Genomic DNA, 22789 nt, shown 5'->3' on the forward strand with positions numbered 1-22789 from the left:
CCCTCACCACCGCCCTCGCCACCGTCCACACCACCCACACCCCCCTCACCTGGCCCACCACCACCCACACCACCCACCTCCCCACCTACGCCTTCCAACACCACACCTACTGGCTCCACGACACCCCCACCACCGCCGACCTCACCACCACCGGCCTCTCCCCCACCGAACACCCCCTCCTCGGCGCCGAGGTCGAGCAGGCCGACGGCGGCGGGATGCTGCTCACCGGGCGGCTGTCGCAGGCCGACCACCCCTGGGTCGCCGACCACCTGATCCTCGGGGAGACCGTGCTTCCCGGCACGGCCCTCGTCGACCTCGCCCTGCACGCGGCCCGACGCGTCGGCTGCGACGCCCTTGAGGAGCTGACGCTCGAAGCCCCGCTCCACGTACCTGAGTCGACCCCTGTGCAGGTGCAGGTGCTCGTCGGTGCTCCGGACGCGACGGGCGGCCGTACGCTCGCGGTGTACGCGCGTCCGGTCGGTGCGGGCGACACCGCGTGGTCGCGCCACGCCCAGGGGCGGCTGGCAGTCGACTCGCCGAACACCGCCGGGCCGGGTGACGCGCAGTTCTCCGTCGGCGACGCCCGTACTCTGCCGGTTTCCGACGCGTACGCGACGCTGGCCGGGCGGGGGTATGTCTACGGACCCGTGTTCCAGGGCCTCACCGCGGCGTGGCAAGGCGACGGCGAGACCTTCGCCGAGGTGCGGCTGCCCGACGCGGACGCGGACGACCCCCGGTTCGTACTCCACCCCGCACTCCTGGACGCCACCCTGCATGCCGTGCTGCTCCACGGCCTCGCGGCCGGCGACGAGCCCGAACAGCACCCCGACGACGGCCTGCTCCTGCCCTTCGCCTGGTCCGGCGTGCGCGTGCACCGCGGGCCGGTCGCCGCGGCCCGGGTACGGATCAGGCCTGCGGGCGCCGATACGGTCTCCCTCACAGTCACGGACGAGGCGGGTGAACTGCTGGCCTCCGTCGAGTCGCTGGCGTTCCGCCGCGCCTCCTCCGCACAACTGGCCTCCGGCCAGGGCGAATCCGCGCAGGCGGAACACCACGCCGTCGAGTGGTCCCCGCTGCCCGCCGGTGCCCCCGCCGGTGCCCCGGGCGGCTGGGCGTGCGTCGGTTCCGCGCCCGGCGGACTGCCCGACGCGCCGCCCCCGTACGGTGACGTGGCGGCCCTCAGCGCCGCGGTCGCCGCCGGGATGCCCGCCCCCGACGTCGTCACCCTCGCCGTCCCCCCGACCGACGACGACCCCGCTGCGGCGGCCCAGCAGACCGCCGAAGCCGTCCTCGCCGCGCTCCGCGACTTCACCGCCGACGCCGCTCTCGCCGACGCGACGCTCGTCGTCGTCACCCGCGGTGCCGTGGCGGCGGGGGAGGGGATCGCTCCGAACCTCGCCGAGGCAGCCGTCTGGGGCCTGGTCCGCAGCGCCCAGGCCGAACACCCCGGCTCCTTCCTGCTCGTCGACCTCGACCCCGACCCGGCGGCCGGGAGCCCGGCCGATCTGACGGCCGTCGTGCGCCGCGCTCTCGCCGCCGACGAGCCGCAGGTCGCCCTCCGTGGCGACCAGGTCCTCACCCCGCGCCTCGTCCGCCGCGCGCTTCCCGCGGACGCCGCCCGGAACCCCTGGCAGGACGCCGGCACCGTGCTCATCACCGGCGGTACCGGCGCCCTCGGCGCCGTGGTCGCCCGGCACCTGGCCGAGCGCCACGCCGTGCCGCACCTGCTCCTCGTCAGCCGCCGCGGCGCCGACGCCCCGGGTGCGGCCGAACTCGTCGCGGAACTGCGCCGGTCGGGGACCGAGGCCACCGTCGCCGCCTGCGACACCACGGACGCCGACGCTCTCGCCGCCCTCCTGACCACCGTCCCGGCGGAGCACCCGCTCACCGGCGTCGTCCACGCCGCGGGCGTCCTCGAAGACGGCGTCGTGGCCACCATGACGCCCGAGCAACTGCGCCGCGTCCTGCACCCGAAGATCACGGCCGCGCTCCACCTCGACCGGCTGACCCGCGACCTGGACCTGACGGCCTTCGTCACGTTCTCCTCGATCTTCGGCGTCCTCGGCAACGCCGGCCAGGCCAACTACGCCGCGGCGAACGCCTTCCTGGACGCGCTGGCCCACCACCGCCGAGCAGCCGGCCGGGTCGCCACGTCACTCGCGTGGGGTCTCTGGGACACCGACTCCGGCATCACCCGGGACCTGGACGCCGCCGACATCGCCCGTATGGCACGCAACGGCGTCCTCGCCCTCACGCCGGAGGAAGCGCTGCCGCTGCTGGACTCCGGCTGCGGTACGGACCACGCCCTGCTCGTCCCGACGCGCTGGCACCTCCCCACCCTGCGCGCCAGTGCCGCGACCGGCACCCTCCCGGCCCTGCTGCGCCACCTCGTTCCCGCGCCCGCGCGCCGTGCCGTGTCCGCCGGTACGGGAGCGGGAGACGCGGCGCCGCTGGCTGAGCGGCTGACGGGCCTCGGCGACCCCGAGCGCCGTGGGCTGGTCCTGGACCTCCTGCGCCGCGACATCGCCACGAGCCTCGGCCACGCCTCGCCCGACCAGCTCGACCTGGAGGCCAGCTTCAAGGCGCTCGGGTTCGACTCGCTCACGTCAGTCGAGCTGCGCAACCGGCTCAGCGCTTCGACTGGCCTGCGGCTGCCGGCCACCCTCCTCTTCGACTACCCGACGCCGGACGGCCTCGCCGCCTACCTGCTGTCGTCCGCCGTCCCCGCGGACGACACCGCGCGCGCCGCGCCGCGCGCGAGCGGCACCGCCGGCCCGGACGACGAGCCGATCGCGATCGTCGGCATGGCCTGCCGCTACCCGGGCGACGTCGCCTCGCCGGAGGACCTGTGGCGCCTGGTGGCCGACGGCACCGACGCGATCACCCCGTTCCCGACGGACCGCAACTGGAACGTCGAGGAGCTGTACCACCCGGACCCCGAGCACAGCGGCACCTCGTACACCCGCGAGGGCGGCTTCCTGCACGACGCGGCCAAGTTCGACGCCGGGTTCTTCGGCATCTCCCCGCGGGAGGCGCTGGCGATGGACCCGCAGCAGCGGCTGCTGCTGGAGACGACCTGGGAGACGGTCGAACGCTCCGGCATCGACCCGCGCACGCTGCGCGGGAGTCAGACCGGCGTGTTCGTCGGCGCGATGTACCACGACTACGCCCGGTGGGCGGAGCAGGCGGCGGAGAGCGTCGAGGGGTTCACCCTGACGGGCACGTTCGGCAGCATCGCGTCGGGCCGGATCTCGTACATCCTCGGCCTGGAGGGTCCGGCGGTGACGGTCGACACGGCGTGTTCGTCGTCGCTCGTGGCCCTGCACATGGCCGCCCAGTCGCTGCGCCAGGGGGAGTGCGACCTCGCGCTTGCCGGAGGCGTCGCGGTGATGTCCACGCCGGGTACCTTCGTGGAGTTCAGCCGGCAGCGCGGGCTGTCACCGGACGGGCGCTGCAAGGCGTTCGGCGCGGCGGCGGACGGCACGGGCTGGTCGGAGGGTGTCGGGCTGCTGCTCGTGGAGCGGCTGTCGGACGCGCGCCGGAACGGGCACAAGGTGCTCGCGGTGGTGCGTGGTTCTGCGGTGAACCAGGACGGTGCGTCGAACGGGTTGACGGCGCCGAACGGTCCGTCGCAGCAGCGGGTGATCCGGCAGGCTCTGGCCAATGCCGGTTTGTCGACTTCGGACGTGGACGCCGTCGAGGCGCACGGCACGGGAACGACCCTGGGCGACCCGATCGAGGCGCAGGCGCTGCTGGCGACGTACGGCGAGGATCGCGAAGATGCACCGCTCTGGCTGGGGTCGCTGAAGTCGAACATCGGGCACACTCAGGCCGCCGCAGGTGTCGGCGGCGTGATCAAGATGGTGATGGCGATGCGGGAGGGGGTTCTCCCGCGGACGTTGCATGCGGACGAGCCGTCGCCGCACGTGGATTGGGCAGCCGGCGGGGTGGAGCTGCTGACGGAGCAGCGGCCGTGGACGGTGGACGAGGAGCGGCCGCGGCGTGCGGGTGTGTCGTCGTTCGGGATGAGCGGGACGAACGCCCATGTGATCGTCGAGCAGGCGCCGGAGTCCGAGACCGCACCCGCGGTGGTGGAGCCGGGTGGCGTGACGGCGTGGCCGGTCTCCGGCCACACGCCGCAGGCGCTGGCCGACCAGGCCCGGCGGCTCCACGGCTATCTGTCCGAGCGGCCAGACGTCACGTCGGCCGAGGTGGCGCACAGCCTGGTCACCGCGCGTTCCGCCCTGGGGCACCGCGCGGTTGTCGTCGGCGGTGAGCGGGACGAACTCCTGGAAGGACTGGCGGCGATCGCAGCCGGCGAACCGTCGGCTCGGGTGGTCAGCGGCGATGCCAGGACCGGTGGGAAGACGGTGTTCGTGTTCCCGGGTCAGGGTGCGCAGTGGGCGGGCATGGCCGCCGACCTGATCGAGACCGAGCCGGTCTTCGCCCAGGCCATCCGCGAGTGCGAGGCGGCCCTTGCCGTCTACGCGGACGACTGGTCGCTCACCGACGTCCTGGCCGATCCCGAGGGCGCGTTGCTGGAGCGGGTGGACGTCGTCCAGCCCGCGCTGTTCGCCGTCATGGTCAGCCTCGCGCGGCTGTGGCAGCACCACGGCATCAGCCCGGATGCGGTCATCGGCCACTCCCAGGGCGAGATCGCCGCCGCCCACATCGCCGGAGCCCTCACACTGGACGACGCCGCGAAGGTCGTGTGCCTGCGCAGCCAGGCCATCCGCGTCCTGTCCGGGCAGGGCACCATGGCCTCCGTCGCACTGCCCCACACCCAGATCGCGGAAGAGATCGCGGCATGGGATGGCAAGCTGTCGGTCGCCGTGGTCAACAGCCCCACCGCCACCGTGATCTCCGGCGACACCGACGCCGTGAAGGCGTACCTCGCTCAGTGCGAGAAGGCGGGGGTACGCAATCGGCTGCTGCCGGTGGACTACGCGTCCCACGGCCCCCACGTCACCGCGCTCCGCGACACCCTGCTCAGCACGCTTTCGGGAATCGAGCCGCAGGCAGCGTCGATCCCGTTCTACTCGACCGTCACCGGCGAGGAGTTCGACACCACCGGCCTGACCGCCGACTACTGGTACACCAACCTCCGCGAGACCGTCCGCTTCCACGACACCCTCACCCGACTCGTCGCCAGCGGCCACACCACGTACGTCGAGACCAGCCCTCACCCGACGCTGACGACCGCCATCACCGACACCGACCCGGCGGTCATCGCCACCGGCAGCCTGCGCCGCCACGAACACTCCCCCACCCAACTCCGCCTCGCCCTCGCCCACCTCCACACCCACGGCACCCCCGTCGACTGGCACCAGCCCCCCGCGCCCCTCACCGACCTCCCCACCTACCCCTTCCAGCACGAGCACTACTGGCTCGACGCCTCCGCCGCCGGGAGCGGCGACCCCGCCACCCTCGGCCTGCAGAGCGCCGAGCACGCCCTCCTCGGCGCGACCCTCCACCTCGCCGACGACGACAGCCGGTCCACCCTCCTCACCGGCAGCCTCAGCCTCCGTACCCACCCCTGGCTCGCCGACCACGCCGTCAACGGCACCACCCTCGTGCCCGCCGCGCTCTTCCTGGAACTGGCCTTCCGCGCCGGTGACGAGGTCGGGTGCGGGACCGTCGAAGAGCTGATGCTCAACGAGCCGCTGGTCCTCTCCCCGGGTGACGTCGCCCCTGTGCAGGTCACGGTCGGTACCGCGGGCGAGGACGGCCGGTGCGCGTTCGGGGTGTTCTCCCGTTCCGCCGGGGACGCCGAGGCGTGGACGCGCCACGCCGAAGGCGTGCTCGCGCCCGCCGACGACGTCATCGAAGGCACGACCGCCCCCGCGTTCACCGACCCGGCCGACGACACCGCCGGGACCGTCGAAGCGGACGACTTCTACGCCGGGTTGACCGAGCGTGGCTACGGCTACGGCGCCGCCTTCCGCGGTGTCCAGCGGGTCTGGCGTGACGGCGACGGGGTGGCCGCCGAGGTGGTGTTGCCCGAGCAGGTACGGGACGGAGCCGAGCGGTTCGGCATGCACCCGGCGCTGCTGGACGCCGTCCTGCACACCGCCCTCGCGGCCGACGACCCGGCGACGGGCGACGCCAACGGCGTCCTCGTCCCCTTCGTACTCTCCGGCGTGACCCTCGGCCGCAGCGGCGCCTCCACCGTGCGGGTGCGCGTGACCCCCGCCGGGGACGGCGCCGTGCGCGTCGATGCCGTCGATCCCGCCGGCCATCCCGTGCTGTCGGTGGCGTCGCTCGCCCTGCGCCCGGCCGCCGTGCTGGGCGCCGCGGACGCGGCCGGAGCCGATCTGCCCTTCACCGTCACCTGGACACCCGCCCACCTCCCCGCCCCCGCCGGCGAGACGTCCACCACCTGCGGTGTGCTCGGTGCGGATCCCCTCGGTCTGGCCGAGGCGTTGACGGCGGCCGGGGTGCCCGTGGTCACCGTCACGGACACCGACGGTCCGGACCTGGTCCTGCTCCCGGTCGGCGGTCCGGACCCGGACACCGGCGCCGAACCGTCCGCTGCCGCCGTCCGCCGCACCGTAGAAGACGTCCTCGTCGCCCTCCAGACATGGCTGGCCGACGACGCCCCGCCCCGTCCCGAGGCGCGACTGGTGGTCGCCACCCGGGGCGCCGTGGTCGCCGAATCCGGCGAACGGCCCGCCGACCTGGCCGCCGCGACCGTCTGGGGGCTCGTCCGCAGTGCCGTCACGGAGAACCCCGACCGCTTCCTCCTCGCCGACGTCGACGACGACCCCGACTCCCACCGTGCGCTCGTACCCGCCCTGCGCGGCGCCGTGCGCCGCGGCGAGACCCAGCTCGCCCTCCGCAAGGGTGAGACGCTGGTGCCCCGCCTCTCCCGTCTCGCCGGCTCCGGCTCGCTGCTCCTGCCGCCGGACGGCACAGACTGGCGGCTGGAGACGACCGGTCCGGGCACGCTGGAGAAGCTGGCGTTCATCCCGTCCACGCACGCCGAAGCACCCCTCGCACCCGGTGAGATCCGGGTGGCGGTACGGGCGGCCGGCATGAACTTCCGCGACGTGCTGATCGCGCTCGGCGTCTACCCCGGTCGGGCGATCATGGGCAGCGAGGCCGCCGGCGTCGTGCTGGAGGTCGGCGCGGACGTCACGGACCTGGTGCCCGGGGACCGGGTCATGGGCCTGTTCCTCCCCGGCGCCTTCGGACCGGTCTCCGTCACCGACCGCCGCACGGTCGTCCCGATGCCCTCCGGATGGACGTACGAGCAGGCCGCAGCGATCCCCGTGGTCTTCCTCACCGCGTACTACGGCCTGGTGGACCTCGCCGGGGTACGGGCGGGGGAGACCCTGCTCGTCCACGCCGCCACCGGCGGCGTCGGCATGGCCGCGCTCCAGCTCGCCCGCCACTGGGGCCTGGAGGTCTTCGGCACCGCGAGCCCCGGCAAGCGGGAGCTGCTGCGCTCGCTGGGCGTCGACGACCGGCACGCCGCGTCCTCCCGCGACCTGGACTTCGAGGCGGACTTCCGGGAGGCGACGGACGGCAAGGGCGTGGACGTCGTCCTGAACTCCCTGGCCCGCGAGTTCACCGATGCCTCGCTGCGCCTGCTGGCGCCCCGGGGCCGGTTCCTGGAGATGGGCAAGACCGACATCCGCGAGCCCGGCCAACTGGCCGAGCTGCGCGACGACATCAGCTACGACGCGTACGACCTCCGCGAGGTCGACCTCGATCGGATCGCGGAGATGCTGGCCGACCTGCGGGAGCTGTTCGAGAACGGCTCCCTGTCCCCCCTGCCCGTCCAGCCGTGGGACCTGCGCGAGGCCCCGGAGGCGTTCCGGTACATGAGCCAGGCCCGGCACACCGGCAAGATGGTCCTGACCACGCCGCGCCGCCTCGACCCGGAGGGCACGGTGCTCATCACCGGCGGCGTCGGCCTCCTCGGCGGCCTGCTCGCCCGGCACCTCATCACCACGCACGGCGTGCGCCACCTGCTGCTGACGAGCCGCCGCGGCCCGGCCGCGGACGGCGCGGCCGAGCTGCGCGACGAGCTGACCGCCCTCGGCGCGGACGTACGGATCGCCGCCTGCGACGCGGCCGATCGGGACCAGCTCGCCGCCCTGCTGGCCGACGTGCCCGCCACCCATCCGCTCACCGCCGTGGTGCACGCGGCGGGCGTGGTGGACGACGGCCTCCTCGGCGCGCTGGACGCCGAGCGGCTGGAGCGGGTGCTGCGGCCGAAGGTGGACGCGGCGCTCAACCTGCACGAGCTGACCCGGGACGCGGACCTGGCGGCGTTCGTGCTCTTCTCCTCGGCCGCCGGTGTCTTCGGCACCCCGGGGCAGGCGAACTACGCCGCCGCGAACGCCTTCCTGGACGCGCTGGCCGAGCGGCGGCGCGTGGCGGGCCTGCCCGCCACCTCGCTGGCCTGGGGCTACTGGGCCCAGTCCAGCGGGATGACCGCCCACATGCAGCAGGCCGACATCGCCCGCCTGGCCCGGCAGGGCATCGCGCCGCTGGCCGCCGACGACGGGCTGGCGATGTTCGACGCGGCGCTACGGGCCGGCAGCGCCCGGCTCGTACCCGTCGCGCTCGATCTGCCCGCTCTGCGCGGTCAGGCGGAAAGCGGCGAACTCGCCCCGCTGCTGCGCGGCCTGGTACGGGCAGGGGTGCGCCGCACGGCAGCCGCGAGCGAGACGGGGGCCGGCGGACAGTCGCTCGCCGAGCGGCTGGCCGGGCAGCCGGCGGACCGCCGGATGGAGGAACTCCTCGGCATCGTACGAGGCAACACCGCCGTCGTCCTGGGCCACGGCTCGGCCGACGCGCTGGGGGCGGAGCGGAGCTTCAAGGAGTTCGGCTTCGACTCGCTGACCGCCGTGGAGCTGCGCAACCGGCTCAACGCCGCCACCGGGCTTCGGCTGCCCGCCACCCTCGTCTTCGACTACCCCACCCCGCAGACGCTCGCCGAGCATCTGCGGGACGCGCTGGGCCTGGACGGGGCGTCGGCGGCGGAGCCCTCGGTGCTCGGGGAGCTGACGAGGCTGGAGGCCGCGCTCACCGTCCCGCCGGACGACACCGACACCCGTACGGAGGTGGAGAGCCGGCTGCGGGCGCTGCTGCGCCGGTTCGACCAGCCCGCGGACCAGGCGCAGCCGGGATCGGAGTTCGACGACGCCACGGACGACGAGATGTTCGCGATGATCAACCAGGAGCTGGGCCTGGAGTGACGCCGGGCGGCGCGGGGGCCCGGGGGAGCACCGTCCCCCGGGCCCCCGCGCGTACGGGAACACCGGCGCCGTCCGCCGCGTACGGGAAAGCATCCGGGGACACGGGAAAGCCGCCGAGATACGTACCTCGACGGCTTCCGCGGACGGAGGATCGGGCGCCCGTCCGGCGCTCAGCGGTGTACCCCGCGAGTCAGCGGTGCAGCTCGTAGCGGGACTCGGCGGCGGTCATGGAGCTGATCACCCACGACAGGTCGCCGCTCATCCCCGCCCAGGGGCCCTCGTAGCAGGCGACGCGGATGGTGGTGCGGCCACCGGAGAGCTGCGTCTCCATCTCCGTGTAGCCGAAGCCGAACAGCTTGTTGCCCTCCACCGTGGAGGAGACCAGCGAGACCGTGAAGTGATGGCCGGTCTCCGGGTCCTTGCGGATGATCCGCAGCCGGCCGGTGTCGGCGCCGATCTCCTCGCGGTCGGAGTTGTAGATCTTCTCCGTCACCAGGACGAGGTCGCCGACGCTGGGCCCGTCGGGGCTCAGCGGGGTGTACTCGCGGTCGGCCACCTCCTGGATGACCTTGTCCAGCAGGACCCGCTCACCCGGCTCGTCGGGGGCGTCCGGCGCGGCGACCTCCGCGAGCGGCCGCGGCACCGCCGCCGCGACGGCGCGCGCGGTGCTCCGCGCCAGCACCGCGAGGTTCGGCAGCTCCGCGTCCTGCGGGGTGTACTCGGCGTCCACGATCTGGCGCCAGGACGCGACGAGCCCGTCGATGACGGGGTTGTGGGTGAGCGGGGTCTTCGGGTCGATCGTCATGCGGACGGTTCCTTCTCTCGGGCGGTTCCACTCGGGCCGGTCAGGCCGGCTGTTCCAGTGCGTAGCCGGACCTGATCCACTTGCTGGCCTCGATGCTCACGCCGACGGCGCGGTCGCCGGGGCGCAGCCGGGGCAGCAGCAGTTCGAGCTGGAAGTAGGGGATCGCGTTGCCGGTGTTGCCGATCTCGGTGACCCGGCTGATGGCCTCGGTGTCCGTCAGGCCCAGGTGGTCGAGGGTGCGGCTGGTCATCCGCGAGGAGAGCTGCGGCGGCAGCAGGTAGTGCAGTTGCCCGCCCTCCCAGTCCAGCGCGTGCAGCATGTGCTTGAGGGCGTCGGCGGCCATCGGGGCGGCCGTGTTCTCGATGGTCTTGTAGTCCTCCGCGGCGGGCACGCCGTCGGCGGTGGAGGCCCGGCCGAACCAGTAGACGGTCTGGCCGGGTTCGCGGCCGGCGCCGACGAGGCGGGTGTGGACGTGCCGCAGCACGGGGCGGCCCTCGACGGGGTTCGTGCCGAGCACCGCGGCTCCCACGCCGTCGCCGAAGATCAGCCCGTTGACCTGAACCTCCAGCGGGACGCTGGCGGCGTCCACGTCGGGGCTGGTGTGCTTGGCGCTGGTGTCGCCGCCGATGACGAGGGCCGTACGGTACGCGCCGCTGCCCAGCAGGTCGAGCGTGACCTCCAACGCCTGTACGGCGCCGGTGCAGCCGGACTGCAACTGGAAGACGGGCACGCCGCTGATGCCGAGCCGGGCGGCGACCCGGCTGCCCGTGGCCGGCGCCAGATGGTCGGGGGTCGCGGTGCTCATCACCACCACGTCGACGTCACCCGCCGTCAGCCCGGCCTCCGCGAGAGCGCCGCGTGCGGCGCTCTCACCGAGGTCGGTGAGCGTGTGCGTGATCTTCCCGGAGGCCAGGTCGACGGCGAGATGCCGGCTGCGCGTGCCGATGAACTCGTCCACCCACTGCCGCCACACCGTCGGCATGCCGTAGTGGGCGGCGATGTCCTCGTTGGTCACCGGGGAGCCGGGCAGCGCCGTGCCCACCCCGTGAACGTACACCTGGGCATCGTTGTGGGGGACACCCATCCGAAGACCTCCCGGCTGCTGGACGGCGACAAAGAACGGATAACCGTCGGCGCAGAATGCAGAAAGCGCCGAATATCATGTTGATCAGTGGCGCTAAAGCGGGCCTTGTGCCCGGTTAAGGTCTGCGGGATAAAGGCGATTCGGGGCTGTCTCAGCGCTCCTGCACCGACTTATGCTGAGCCCGGTCCGGGCCGCGGCGAGAGTTATGCGTCAGGCGTTTCCTCTTGGTTCAGTCGTCACACGCTGTCCCTTCCCGCCGCCGCGTCAAGAATTCGGTACGGAGTGAGAAATGGCTGAAGAAACCACACCTGGCGCGCCGGGAGCCGAGTCGCCCGACCCCGTTGCGGCCCTGATGGGCAAGCTCGCCATGGGACGTGCCTTCAAGAGCGTCCTGTTCGACGACGACACCAAGACGTGGCAGATCCTTCGCTACGACGACGTGGCCGAGGTGCTCACCGACGCCTCCACGTACTCGGCCGAACTGGACCGCGTGATGCCGCTCGGCACGGTCAACCGCGCCAACCTCGGCTTCATGGACCCGCCGGAGCACAACCGGCTCCGGGCCCTGGTCAGCCAGGCGTTCACCCCGCGCACCGTGCGCGAGCTGGGGGCCCGGATGGAGACCATCACCGAGGAGCTGCTCGACGACCTCGGCGACCGGACCGAGTTCGACCTCATCGCCGACTTCGCGTACACCCTCCCGGTCATCACCATCGCCGAACTCCTCGGCGTGCCCGCCGAGGACCGCTCGCTGTTCCACAAGTGGGCCCAGGCGCGCGCCTCGACGACGAGCGCGGTCACCGACGTCCTCAAGGACGAGAACGTCATGGACGCCCTGCGCGAGCAGACCGAGTACTTCAGCAAGCACGCCCGCGAGCGGGAGAAGAACCCCGGCGACGACCTGCTGAGCAAGCTCACGCAGGCGGAGATCGACGGCGACCGGCTCGACGAGGAGGAGATCGCGAACTTCGCGGGGCTGCTCCTGATGGCCGGGCACGTCACCGCGACCTCCGTCATCGCCAGCGCCGTCCTCGCCCTGGACGCCAACCCCGAGCAGCGGGCCGCCCTCGGCGCCGACCTGAAGCTGATTCCCGGTGCCATCGAGGAAACGATCCGCTACTACCCGCCGCTCAGCCAGGCCTTCCGGGTCACCACCCGCGAGGTGGAGCTGGGCGGGGAGACCATCCCCGAGGGGCAGTTGGTCGTCGCCTGGCTGCTGTCCGCCAACCACGACGAGGGCCGCTTCACCGACCCGCAGCGCTTCGACATCACCCGCGACCCCAACCCGCACCTCGGGTTCAGCCGCGGCGTGCACTTCTGCCTCGGCGCGGCGCTCGCCCGGCTGGAGATCCGCATCGCCCTGGAGGGGCTGTACGGCCGCTTCCCCGGGCTGAAGGTGCTGCCCGGCGCCGAGTGGCACGACAACCTGCGGCTGATCGGCCCGCGGGTCCTGCCGGTGAGCACCGGCCGCTGACCGCGGCGGGACCGGAGCACATGACGGTCACAGGGCCGGGCCGCGCACGCCGCGCGCGCCCGGCCCGCGCGCAAGCGCGTGGAAGTTCGGGTTAGTGGCGCTTTAGCCCGCTTGGTGAGCATGGCCGCCCAAGCCCGACGTGTCGAGGAGCTGAGGGGATCAGCGCGATGGCCAACGAGGAAAAGCTCCTGGACTATCTCAAGTGGGTCACCGCCGACCTGCACGAGACGCGGCAGCGCCTCGCCGACGCCGAGTCCGGACGCCACGAGCCCGTGGCCATCGTCGGCATGGGTTGCCGGCTGCCCGGCGGGGTCCGTTCAGCCGACGACCTGTGGCGGCTGCTGTCCAGCGGCGGCGACGCCGTGTCCGCCTTCCCCCGGGACCGGGGCTGGGACGTCGAGGGACTCTACGACCCCGACCCCGACCGGCCCGGCCACACGTACGTCAAGGAGGGCGGATTCCTCTACGACGCCGCGCACTTCGACCCCGAGGCGTTCGAGATGACGCCCCGGGAGGCCGCCGCTACCGATCCCCAGCACCGGCTGCTGCTGGAGACCGCCTGGGAGACGTTCGAGGACGCCGGCATCGACCCCACCTCCCTGCGCGGCAGCGACACCGGCGTCTTCGCCGGCGTCATGTACAGCGACTACGCCACCCAGGTCAGCAAGGCGCTGGAGGGCTACGAGGGCCACATCAGCATCGGCAGCGCGCCGAGCATCGCCTCCGGCCGCATCGCGTACTCCTTCGGTCTCGAAGGTCCCGCCGTCACCGTCGACACCGCCTGTTCCTCCTCCCTGGTCGCCCTGCATCTCGCGGCGCAGTCCCTGCGGGCGGGGGAGTGCTCGCTGGCCCTCGCGGGCGGCGCCACCGTCATGTGCGGGCCCGGCATCTTCGTGGAGTTCAGCCGCCAGCGGGGCCTGGCCCCCGACGGCCGCTGCAAGCCGTTCGCCGCCGCCGCCGACGGCACCGGCTGGGCGGAGGGCTCCGGGCTGCTGCTGGTGGAACGCCTCAGCGATGCCCGCCGCAACGGCCACCGCGTACTGGCCGTACTGCGCGGCTCCGCCGTCAACCAGGACGGCGCCTCCAACGGCCTCACCGCGCCCAACGGCCCGTCCCAGCAGCGCGTCATCCGGCAGGCCCTCGCCTCGGCGGGGCTGTCGTCCGCCGACGTCGACGTCGTCGAGGCGCACGGCACCGGCACCACCCTCGGCGACCCGATCGAGGCGCAGGCGATCCTCGCCACCTACGGGCAGGGCCGCCCCACCGGCCGGCCGCTGCGGCTGGGCTCCGTGAAGTCCAACCTCGGCCACACCCAGGCGGCGGCGGGTGCGGCCGGGCTGATGAAGATGATGCTGGCGATGCGGCACGACGTGCTGCCCCGCAGTCTGCACATCGACGCGCCCACCCCGCACGTCGACTGGAGCGCCGGCGACGTCGCGCTGCTCACCGAAGACCTGCCGTGGCCCGCCGACGGCGAACGCCCGCGCCGGGCCGGCGTGTCCTCGTTCGGCATGAGCGGCACCAACGCCCACGTCGTCATCGAGGAACCGCCCGCCGAACCGCCCGCCGAACCGGCCGCGCCCACCCCCGAGCGGCAAGGGCCGGTCGTCCTGCGCGTCTCCGGCCATTCCCCGGCCGCGCTGCGCGCCCAGGCCGACCGGGTCCACCGCCACCTGGAGAGCCACCCGGAGCTGCCGCTGCCCGACGTGGCGCACACCCTGGCCGTCAGCCGGGCCACCCTCGACCACCGGGGCGTCGCCGTGGGCGAGAGCCGCGCGGACGTCCTCGCCGGGCTGCGGGCCGTCGCCGACGGCGGCGCCGCGGCCGTCACCGGCCGGTCCCGCGCGGGCCGTACCGCCGTGCTCTTCACCGGCCAGGGCTCCCAGCGCGCCGGCATGGGGCGCGAACTTTACGAGCGGTTCCCGGTCTTCGCCGCCGCCTTCGACGACGTGTGCGCGGCCTTCGCGCCCCACCTCGACCGGCCGTTGCGCGACCTCGTCTTCGCCGACCCCGGCAGCGACGAGGCGGCCCTGCTGGACCGTACCGGCTACACCCAGCCCGCCCTGTTCGCCGTCGAGGCCGCGCTGTACCGGCTCGCCGAATCCTTCGGCGTACGGGCCGACTTCCTGCTCGGCCACTCGGTGGGCGAGCTGAGCGCCGCGCACGTCGCCGGGATGCTGGACCTGCCCGACGCCTGCGCCTTCGTGGCCGCCCGTGGCCGGCTCATGGAGGCGCTGCCCGGGGGCGGCGCGATGGTGGCGCTGCAGGTCGCCGAGGAGCAGTTGCTGCCCATGCTGGAGGGCCGCGAGCACCAGGTCGGCATCGCCTCGGTCAACACGCCCACCACCACGGTGATCTCCGGCGAGGAAGCGGCCGTCGAGGAGATCCGCGCCTTCTGGGAGGTGTGGGGCCACAAGCACAAGCAGCTCAGGGTCAGCCATGCCTTCCACTCCCCGCTGATGGAGCCGATGCTCGCGGAGTTCACCGAGGTCGTCTCGCAGCTCACGTTCCGGCCGGCGAAGATCCCCGTCGTCTCCAACCTCACCGGCAAGGTGCTCGACGCCGACGAGGCCGCGTCCCCGCGCTACTGGGCCGACCACGTACGGCGCACCGTGCGGTTCGCGGACTCCGTCAACCATCTGGCGCAGCAGGACGTCCGCTTCTACCTGGAACTCGGGCCGGACGGCACCCTTACCGGACTCACCCACGACTGCCTGGCGACCGGCGCGGCGCAGAGCGCCGGCGGTGCCGTCCTCGCCGCCGCCCTGCGGCCCGGCGAGCGGGAGGCCACCGCCTTCATCACGGCGCTGGCCCGGTTGCACGCGGGCGGCACCCGGCTGGAGCTGGACCGGCCCGCCGCACCGGCCGCCCAGGAACCGGCCGCGGACGACGACGGGGCGGAGGACGACCTCCCGCCCACCCGGAGCGCACGCGGCACGCTCGTCAAGCTGCCGACCTACGCCTTCCAGAGCCGCCGACTGTGGGTCGACCCGCCGGAGGGCGCCAGGCCGCGCGCGTCCGGCTCCGACGATGCCCCCTTCTGGGACGCCGTCGAGAGCGGCGACCTGGAGCGACTGGCCGCCGCCCTGCACGCCGACGAGAGCCAGCGCGCCCAGTTGGCCGGCCTCCTGCCGGTCCTCACCGACTGGCGGCGCGCCCGCCGCAGCGGATACCGGCTGCGCTGGGACCCGGTCGTCCGGACCGGCCGGGACCCGGCGCCCACCGCGGCCGGCAGGTGGCTCGCCGTCGTCCCCGCCTCCTCGGGCCGTACGCCCGAGGTCGACGCGGTGACCGGCGCTCTCACCTCCGCCGGTCTGGACGTCGTCGCCCTGGCCGCCGACCCGGAGGCGGATCCGGAGCAGACGGTCGAGGAGATCCGCGCCCGGCTGGCCGGAACCCCCGGCGACGCCGGCCGGATCACCGCGGTGCTCTCCCTCCTCGCCCTGGACGAACGCCCTCACCCCGAACATCCCGTGTCCACGGGTACGGCCCTCACCGCCGCCCTGGTGCGCGCGGTGGCCGCCGCGGGAAGGCCGGTACCGGTGTGGGGCCTGAGCCAGGGTGCCGTCACCGTCGAGGGCTCCGACACCCCCCGCCCCGCACAGGCCCCGGCAGCCGCCGTGCTGCACAGCGCGGCGGCCGAGGTCCCCGGCTGGACCGGCGGCGTCATCGACCTGCCCGAGGACCTCGACGACACCGCGGCCCGGCGCCTCGCCGGCTTCCTGGCCGCCGCCGTCGAGAACGGCCGTCCGGGACAGGACAACGCCCCGGCCGCCGAACGCCAACTCGCCCTGCGTGCGTCGGGCTTCCACGCCCGGCGCCTTGCCCCGCTGCCCGCCGACGCCGCCGGGCCCGCCCCGTGGCAGCCCTCCGGGACCGTCCTCGTCACCGGGGCCGACACCCCGTACGGCGCACACGCCGCCCGCTGGCTCGCCCGGAACGGCGCCGACCACCTCGTCCTCCTGGCCGACCGGGCACCCGACGGGCTGGCCGACACCGGGGTGGACGTCACCGTACGGCCCGACCCGGGCGGCGACCGCGCCGCCCTGGCCGCCCTGCTGGCCGAGGCGCCGCCCACCGCCGTCGTCCACGCCGCCGGCGCCGCGCAGACGGACCCGTACGCCGCCCTGACCACCGCCCGCCTCCTGGACGAGCTGACCCGCGAAGGTGACCTGGCGGCGTTCGTCGTCCTCGCCGGGCTCGCGGGTGTCCTCGCGCTCCCCGGCGGCGGCGAACAGGCGCCCGCGTACGCCGCGTCGACCGCCCTGGTGGACGCCCGCCGGGCCGCCGGGCTGCCCGCCGCCGCCGTCTGCCTCGGCCCTCACGCGGACCTCGCCGACCCGGCGGCGCTCGGGCTGCGCCCGCTGCCGGCCGGGCCCGCCGTGGACGTACTCGGCCGGCTGCCCGCGGCCGGCGCCGACACCACCGTCGTCGCCGACGCCGACTGGCCCCGGTTCACCGCGGCCCAGGGCGACGCCCAGCGATCCCTGCTGCGCGACGTCCTGCCCGCGCCCGCGGCCACCGCACCCGGCGCCTCCGGCGCCGACCCGGACGCCGAGGCCGAACTGCTCGACGCCCGGCTGGCGGAGGCCGCCGACGAGGCCGCGGCCCGCGCCGTACTCCTCGACCTCGTGCGGGCCAGTGCCGCCGACGTCCTCGGTCTGGGCGGGGCCGCGGAGATCGACCCGGAGGGCAACCTCACCGAGATCGGCTTCTCGTCGTTCTCCGCCCTCCAGCTCTGCACCCGCCTCAACGCCGCCACCCGGCTCACCCTGCCCACGGTCGTCGTCTACGACCACCCGACCCCGGCTGGTCTCGCCGCGCTCCTGCACGGTCGACTCGCCGCAGCCACACGCTGACCGCCCCGAGCGGCGCGTGGAAGACCTTGGAATGGAGACTCACTTGACTGGCACCGTCGTCATCGCAGGAGCAGGCCCCGTCGGCCTGTTCCTCGCCAGCGAGCTGCGGCTGGCAGGGGTGGAGGCCGTCGTACTCGAACGCTCGCCGAAGGCGAACGAGCACACGATCGGCGGCACGCTGCACGCCCGTACCGCCGACCTGTTCGACCAGCGCGGCATCATGGACACCCTGCGCGCGGGCAAGCCCCCGCTGTGGCCGCGGCTGCACTTCGCGAGCTACTGGCTCGACCTCGAGCCGTACATGGAGGACGAGTACTCGCTGCTCCTGCCGCAGCAGTACACCGAGCAGATGCTGGAGGCCCACGCCGCGTCCTCGGGCGTCGACATCCGCCGCGGCCACACCCTCACCGGGCTCAGCCAGGACGCGGACGGCGTCACCGTGACCGTACGGGCCGACGACGGCGAGTACGAGCTCCAGGCCGCCTACCTCGTCGGCGCCGACGGTGCCGACAGCGCGGTGCTGAAGCTCGCGGACTTCGACGTCCAGGAGACCGGGCCGCGCTGGTACGGGCTGCTCGCGGACATCGCATCCGTCGAGGGCGAGTGGCACGCCGGCAACTACCCCGGCGGGCAGTTCGCCGTCATCCGCTCGCCCCACGAGGGCGGGCCCTCGCGCATCATGACGCTGGAGTTCCAGGAGGACGTGGCGCCGCCGCCCGCGGACGAGCCCGTCACGGTGGACGAGGTGATCGCCAGCACCGAGCGCATCACCGGCCGCACGCCCGTCATCGGCGAGGTCCAGTGGCTGCACCGCTACAGCTACCGCACCCGGGAGGCGCAGAACTACCGCGACGGCCGCGTGTTCGTCGTCGGCGACGCCGCCCACCTGCACGTCGCGTTCGCCGGCCACGGCCTCAACACCGGCCTGCACGACGCCGCCAACCTCGGCTGGAAGCTCGCCGCCGTCCTCTCCGGCCGCGCCGGGGACGCCCTGCTCGACACCTACGACGAGGAGCGCCGCCCGGTCGGCCACCGGGCGTGCGTGTTCACGCAGTCGCAGCTCTCGCTGCTCACCCAGGGCGAGCACTTCGACGTGCTGCGGCAGCTCTTCACCGACCTGGTGAAGCTGCCCGAGGTCAACCGGCACCTCATCACCACGGTGACCGAGGTCCGCTACGCCCTCGACGGCGCCGAGAAGGACGACGCGCACCCGCTGCTGGGCCGCCCCGTGCCCAACGAGCTGGTACGCACCGCGGACGGCAAGTCCACCGCCCTGGCGGAGGCGCTGAAGGCCGGGCGCGGCGCGCTGGTCGACCTCACGGGCGGCTCCGCCGGCCTGCCGGCGACCGACGGCCGCGAGGGCCACCTGGACCGCGTCTCCCTCGCCCCGGCCGAGGGTGTGGGCGCCGTGGCGCTGCTGATCCGCCCGGACGGGTTCGTGGCCTGGGCCGCGACGGCCGAGACCGGCACCGACGGCCTGGAGCCCGCGCTGCGCCTCTGGTTCGGCGAGGCAGCCGCCTGACACGCACGCACGAGAAGGGGCCCGGCCGATCGGCCGGGCCCCTTTCGTCGTATCCGTCGGCGTCGATCGGGTCTGCGGACCGGTGCCGGCGGCTCTGTCGTACGGGCCCTGGGCGTCAGCCGCGGACGGCCGACGGCGCCGGCCTGCGCAGCACCGCGAGGTCCGCGCCGCTCAGCCGCGGCTGCGGGAGCGGCTTCGCCCCCGAGGACGCCGCCGCGCGCACCGCGTCGAGCACCTGCGGATCCTCCAGACCCGACATCGGCTCCGACATCGACATCACACCGGTCATCGCCGCGTTGACCCCCGCGTCGCGGGAGGCGGCGGCCTGGAGCAGGTCCGCGAAACCCGCGCGCGCCGCCGCCCGTTCGGCCAGCCCCGCGTCCGCCGAGGTGATCCGGCAGTCGGGGAACCGCACGTCCTGCGACGTCGCCCACAACCAGGGGTCGTCCACCGCCGCGCTGACCGCGGCCACGGCCTGGCGCGCCCGTTCCGGCGCCGGGCCGTGCGCGGACAGCTCCGCGCGCAGCGCCCGCGCGGCGCGCGCCGCGGCCGTCATGCCGTGCCCGTAGGCCGGGTTGAGCGCGGACATGGCGTCCCCGACGACCAGCAACCCCGCCGGCCAGGCCGTCATCCGCTCGTAGCGCAGCCGCCGGTTGCGGGTACTGCGGGTGGTACGGGGGTCCGTCAGCGGCTCCGCGGCGGCCACCATGCGGGACACCAGCGGGTGCCTCAGGCTGCGCGCGAACGCCGCGAACCCCTCGGCGTCGGCGGCCGGGCGGGCGCCCCGGCTCCCCGACAGCGACACCATCCAGCGGTCGCCCTCGATGGGCACCACGAGGCCGTTGCGCGCCGGCTTGCCGGTCCGGTGGTCGGCGTACAGGCTCACCACGGGGAACGTCGCGGCGCCGTCCCCGGGGGCGCGGAAGATCCGCGTGGTGTACGTCAGTCCGGAGTCGACCGACTCCTCCTCGGCGGCAGGCAGCCCGAAGCCGCCCAGCCAGCTCTGCAGCGCCGAGCCGCGGCCCGTGGCGTCCACGACGAGCGTGGCGGCCAGCCGCTCGCCGCCCGCGGGGCCGGCCGTCGCGTCGGCGTCCCGCGGGCGCAGCAGTACGCCGTCCACGGCCTCCGCGCTCCCCGAAAGCCCGGCGGCGACGGTGCCGTCCAGCAGCGTCACGTTCGGCAGCGCGAGCACCCCGCGGCGCAGCACCCACTCCAGCAGCGGGCGGCTGCACGTGAGCATGAACTGCGTCTCGGGGAAGCGCTCGGCCCAGCCGGCCGCGGCCATCAGCAGCATGTCCTGCTGCACCGCGACCCGCCGCCCGCCGGCCGCGAGCACCCGCTCCGTCGTCCCCGGCAGCAGCTCCTCCACGGCCCGTACGCCGCCCGACCAGAGCACGTGCGCGTGGTCGGCCTGCGGCACGCCCGTTCGCGGGCCGGGCATGTCCAGCGCCACCCGGTCGCGTTCGACGACGGTGACCTCGTCCACGTAGGGCGCCAGCGCCGCCGCGGCCAGCAGACCGGCGACGCTGCCGCCGAGGACGACGGCCCGTACCGGCTCGCTCACGGCACCTCCACGGCGATCCCGCCGCGCGCCCACTCGGTCGCCTCGACCATGAGGCCCACCGCCCGCCCGCCGCCGGACAACCCGGCCAGGGCGTCCTCCAGTTGCAGCAGCATCAGGGCGTTGCCGCAGTTCCCGGCCTCCTCCACCCGGCTGACGCTGCGCACCCCGGCCAGACCCAGCGCCTCGGTCACCCGGTCCGTGACCCGGCCCGAGTGCTGCGGCGGCAGGACGACGTCGACGTCGGAGTCCTTCCACCCGTTGTCGTCCAGCAGCTCCCGCCACGCCTCGGCGGCCAGCTCCGGTACCCGCTCCTCGACGGCCCTCCGGTCGTCGGTGACCGCCGGCTGCCCCGTGTCGGCGTGTGCGCCGAACCACTCCAGGGTCTGGACCGGCGGGCCGCCCGCCAGCCGCGAGTCGACGCTGCGCAGCACCGGCGCGCCCGGCCGCGGCTCCGCGCTCAGCACCAGGCACCCCGCGCCGTCGCCGGCGAGCGCCACCGTCGTCAGCTCGGCCGGGGACAGTCGCTTGACGTCACCGCTCGGGTCGACGTGCTTGACCCAGGTGTCGCCGCCCAGCACCAGCGCCGTACGGGCCCTGCCGCTCGCCAGCCTGCGCACCGCGATCTGCAGCGCCTGCACGAACGCGGAACATCCGCCCTGCAGTTGGTACGTCGGCACCTCGTTGACGCCGAGGCGGTCCGCGACGACGTTGACGGTCGCGGGCATCAGCATGTCCGGCATGCTCGACCCCATCACCATCAGGTCGACGTCCGCCGCGTCCACCCCGGCCGCGGAGAGCGCGTCCTGCGCCGCCGCCGTGCCGAGATCCGCGAGGGAGTGGGTGATCGCACCGGATTCCAGGTCACGGGCCAGATGACGGGAATGGACCCCCACATTCGTCTCGGCCCACCGCACCCAGGCGTCGCCCGTGCCGAGCCGGCGCGCCAGTGCCGCGTTGTCGACAGGGGGACCGGGCAGGGCGGTTTTGACCGCCAGGATGTGGATGCTCCGGGAGTCCATCCCGCTCCTCTCCCGCGCACCACTGCGATGCGCGCCTCGTGGATCTCGCAAGGTCTGACCCCCGGGACACGCCCTGGGCACGACACAGGGGGTGCCGATCGTGCCGCCGCCGGCTAAAGCTGCGCTAACCCGTCGACTTTCAGGTTCGCTTTAGGTGACTCCTAGCCGACCCGACCAGAATTCCCCCATCCCATTTTCCCGCAGAACGGCCGTCAGCACGTGCCGCGGTGAGAGAACTCGGCCGTCGCCAAACCCTGCGGCCTGCTTGGTCAGGAGGAATAGCGAACCATGGCAAGACCGCAGGCATCCTTCCGTGAAGACGTCCGCATGCTGGGCGCGCTCGTCAAGTTCCGTATGGCGAAGGACTGGACGAAGAAGGTCCAGAGCATCTACGAGATGTACCCCCCCGGTCACCTCATGACCGAGAGCAGCACCTACTTCAACCAGGGCTACTGGGAGACCGGCGACGAGACGTACGACGACGCGCAGCAGGCGCTCGCCGGACTGCTCGCCGACGCCGCCAAGATGCAGGCCGGCGACGTCGTGCTGGACTGCGGCTTCGGCTACGGCGACCAGGACTTCTACTGGATGGAGAGCCGGCAGACCAAGCGGATCTCCGGCATCAACATCACGCCGCAGCACGTCGAGTACGCGAGCGCCCGCGCCGAGCGCGAGGGCGTCACCGACAAGCTCACCTTCCAGCTCGCCTCCGCCACCGAGATCCCCTTCCCGGACAACACGTTCGACCGGGTGGTCTCGCTGGAGTCGGCGATGCACTACCAGCCGCGCTCCACGTTCTTCGAGGAGGCCTTCCGGGTGCTGCGTCCCGGCGGCGTCCTGGCCACGGCCGACATCGTGCCCATGCCGCACGCGGGGCCGCGTGAGGACATCAAGTCGCACGCGATCGGCTGGCTCAACTGGACCGTCGACGAGCGCAACTGGCACGACCGCGACGTCTACGCCACCAAGCTGGGCGAGGCGGGCTTCGAGGACGTCGACGTCACGACCATCCAGCCGAAGGTGTGGGAGCCGTGGCGCGCCTTCATCACCAACAAGATGGCCGACCCCGCGTTCAAGAAGACCGTCAGCAAGCTCTACTTCCGCGTGCTGCAGAAGGCGTGGGCGAACCCGGAGCTGCTCAAGCGGGAGCTTGAGGACGTCGACTACATCCTGTCCTCGGCCACCAAGCCGATGGACGCCTGACGATCCGGCAGCAACACCACGTGGGGGGCGGTCCTTCAAGGACCGCCCCC

General features: G+C 73.9%; 9 protein-coding genes. 5 read left to right on the top strand and 4 right to left on the bottom strand.

Annotated features, from left to right (window positions below):
- Positions 1-9209 (top strand): SDR family NAD(P)-dependent oxidoreductase (locus ABGA99_RS33685; protein ID WP_347584115.1); only part of this gene is annotated, 9209 nt, incomplete at its 5' end.
- Between the two features lie 190 nt (positions 9210-9399).
- Here ABGA99_RS33685 and ABGA99_RS33690 read toward each other — a convergent pair.
- Positions 9400-10014 (bottom strand): hypothetical protein, encoded by a 615-nt coding sequence (locus ABGA99_RS33690; RefSeq protein WP_347577761.1) that lies wholly within the window; start codon positions 10012-10014, stop codon positions 9400-9402.
- Positions 10015-10054: 40 nt separating this feature from the next.
- The gene (locus ABGA99_RS33695) at positions 10055-11071 is read right to left on the bottom strand and encodes a 3-oxoacyl-ACP synthase III family protein (protein WP_347577760.1); all 1017 of its coding nucleotides are present in this window, start codon (positions 11069-11071) and stop codon (positions 10055-10057) included.
- A 316-nt stretch (positions 11072-11387) separates the two neighbouring features.
- Between ABGA99_RS33695 and ABGA99_RS33700 the strand changes: the two genes are divergently transcribed.
- The 3 genes from ABGA99_RS33700 to ABGA99_RS33710 all read left to right on the top strand — a co-directional run bounded on the left by ABGA99_RS33700 (position 11388) and on the right by ABGA99_RS33710 (position 18953).
- Entirely contained in the window at positions 11388-12572 is a 1185-nt protein-coding gene (locus ABGA99_RS33700) for a cytochrome P450 (protein ID WP_347577759.1), read from the top strand.
- Between the two features lie 167 nt (positions 12573-12739).
- Positions 12740-17431 (top strand): type I polyketide synthase, encoded by a 4692-nt coding sequence (locus tag ABGA99_RS33705; RefSeq protein WP_347584116.1) that lies wholly within the window; start codon positions 12740-12742, stop codon positions 17429-17431.
- Between the two features lie 43 nt (positions 17432-17474).
- Complete coding sequence (locus tag ABGA99_RS33710) at positions 17475-18953, top strand: FAD-dependent monooxygenase (RefSeq protein WP_347584117.1); 1479 nt, start codon at positions 17475-17477, stop codon at positions 18951-18953.
- A 115-nt stretch (positions 18954-19068) separates the two neighbouring features.
- On the opposite strand, the gene ABGA99_RS33715 is transcribed toward ABGA99_RS33710, so the two are convergent.
- Together ABGA99_RS33715 and ABGA99_RS33720 are read right to left on the bottom strand one after the other, a co-directional pair.
- On the bottom strand, positions 19069-20517 hold the full coding sequence (locus tag ABGA99_RS33715; RefSeq protein ID WP_347577756.1) for an FAD-dependent monooxygenase: 1449 nt from the start codon (positions 20515-20517) through the stop codon (positions 19069-19071).
- A complete protein-coding gene (locus ABGA99_RS33720; RefSeq protein WP_347584118.1) occupies positions 20514-21536 on the bottom strand; it encodes a 3-oxoacyl-ACP synthase III family protein in 1023 nt (340 codons plus the stop codon). The genes ABGA99_RS33715 and ABGA99_RS33720 overlap by 4 nt, the downstream gene beginning before the upstream one ends.
- Before the next feature lie 288 nt (positions 21537-21824).
- Between ABGA99_RS33720 and ABGA99_RS33725 the strand changes: the two genes are divergently transcribed.
- Positions 21825-22739: a methyltransferase domain-containing protein gene (locus ABGA99_RS33725; protein WP_347577754.1), complete on the top strand. Its 915-nt coding sequence runs from the start codon at positions 21825-21827 to the stop codon at positions 22737-22739.
- Positions 22740-22789: the final 50 nt, after the last annotated feature.

Origin of the sequence: Streptomyces sp. B5E4 (genome assembly GCF_039871555.1) — a bacterium.
Taxonomy (GTDB): Bacteria; Actinomycetota; Actinomycetes; order Streptomycetales; family Streptomycetaceae; genus Streptomyces.

Bases quoted from the DNA above. Each gene is read 5' to 3' on its own strand.
- ABGA99_RS33720 (WP_347584118.1), bottom strand. From the start codon at position 21,536: ATGGACTCCCGGAGCATCCACATCCTGGCGGTCAAAACCGCCCTGCCC.
- ABGA99_RS33690 (WP_347577761.1), bottom strand. From the start codon at position 10,014: ATGACGATCGACCCGAAGACCCCGCTCACCCACAACCCCGTCATCGAC.
- ABGA99_RS33700 (WP_347577759.1), top strand. From the start codon at position 11,388: ATGGCTGAAGAAACCACACCTGGCGCGCCGGGAGCCGAGTCGCCCGAC.
- ABGA99_RS33725 (WP_347577754.1), top strand. From the start codon at position 21,825: ATGGCAAGACCGCAGGCATCCTTCCGTGAAGACGTCCGCATGCTGGGC.
- ABGA99_RS33705 (WP_347584116.1), top strand. From the start codon at position 12,740: ATGGCCAACGAGGAAAAGCTCCTGGACTATCTCAAGTGGGTCACCGCC.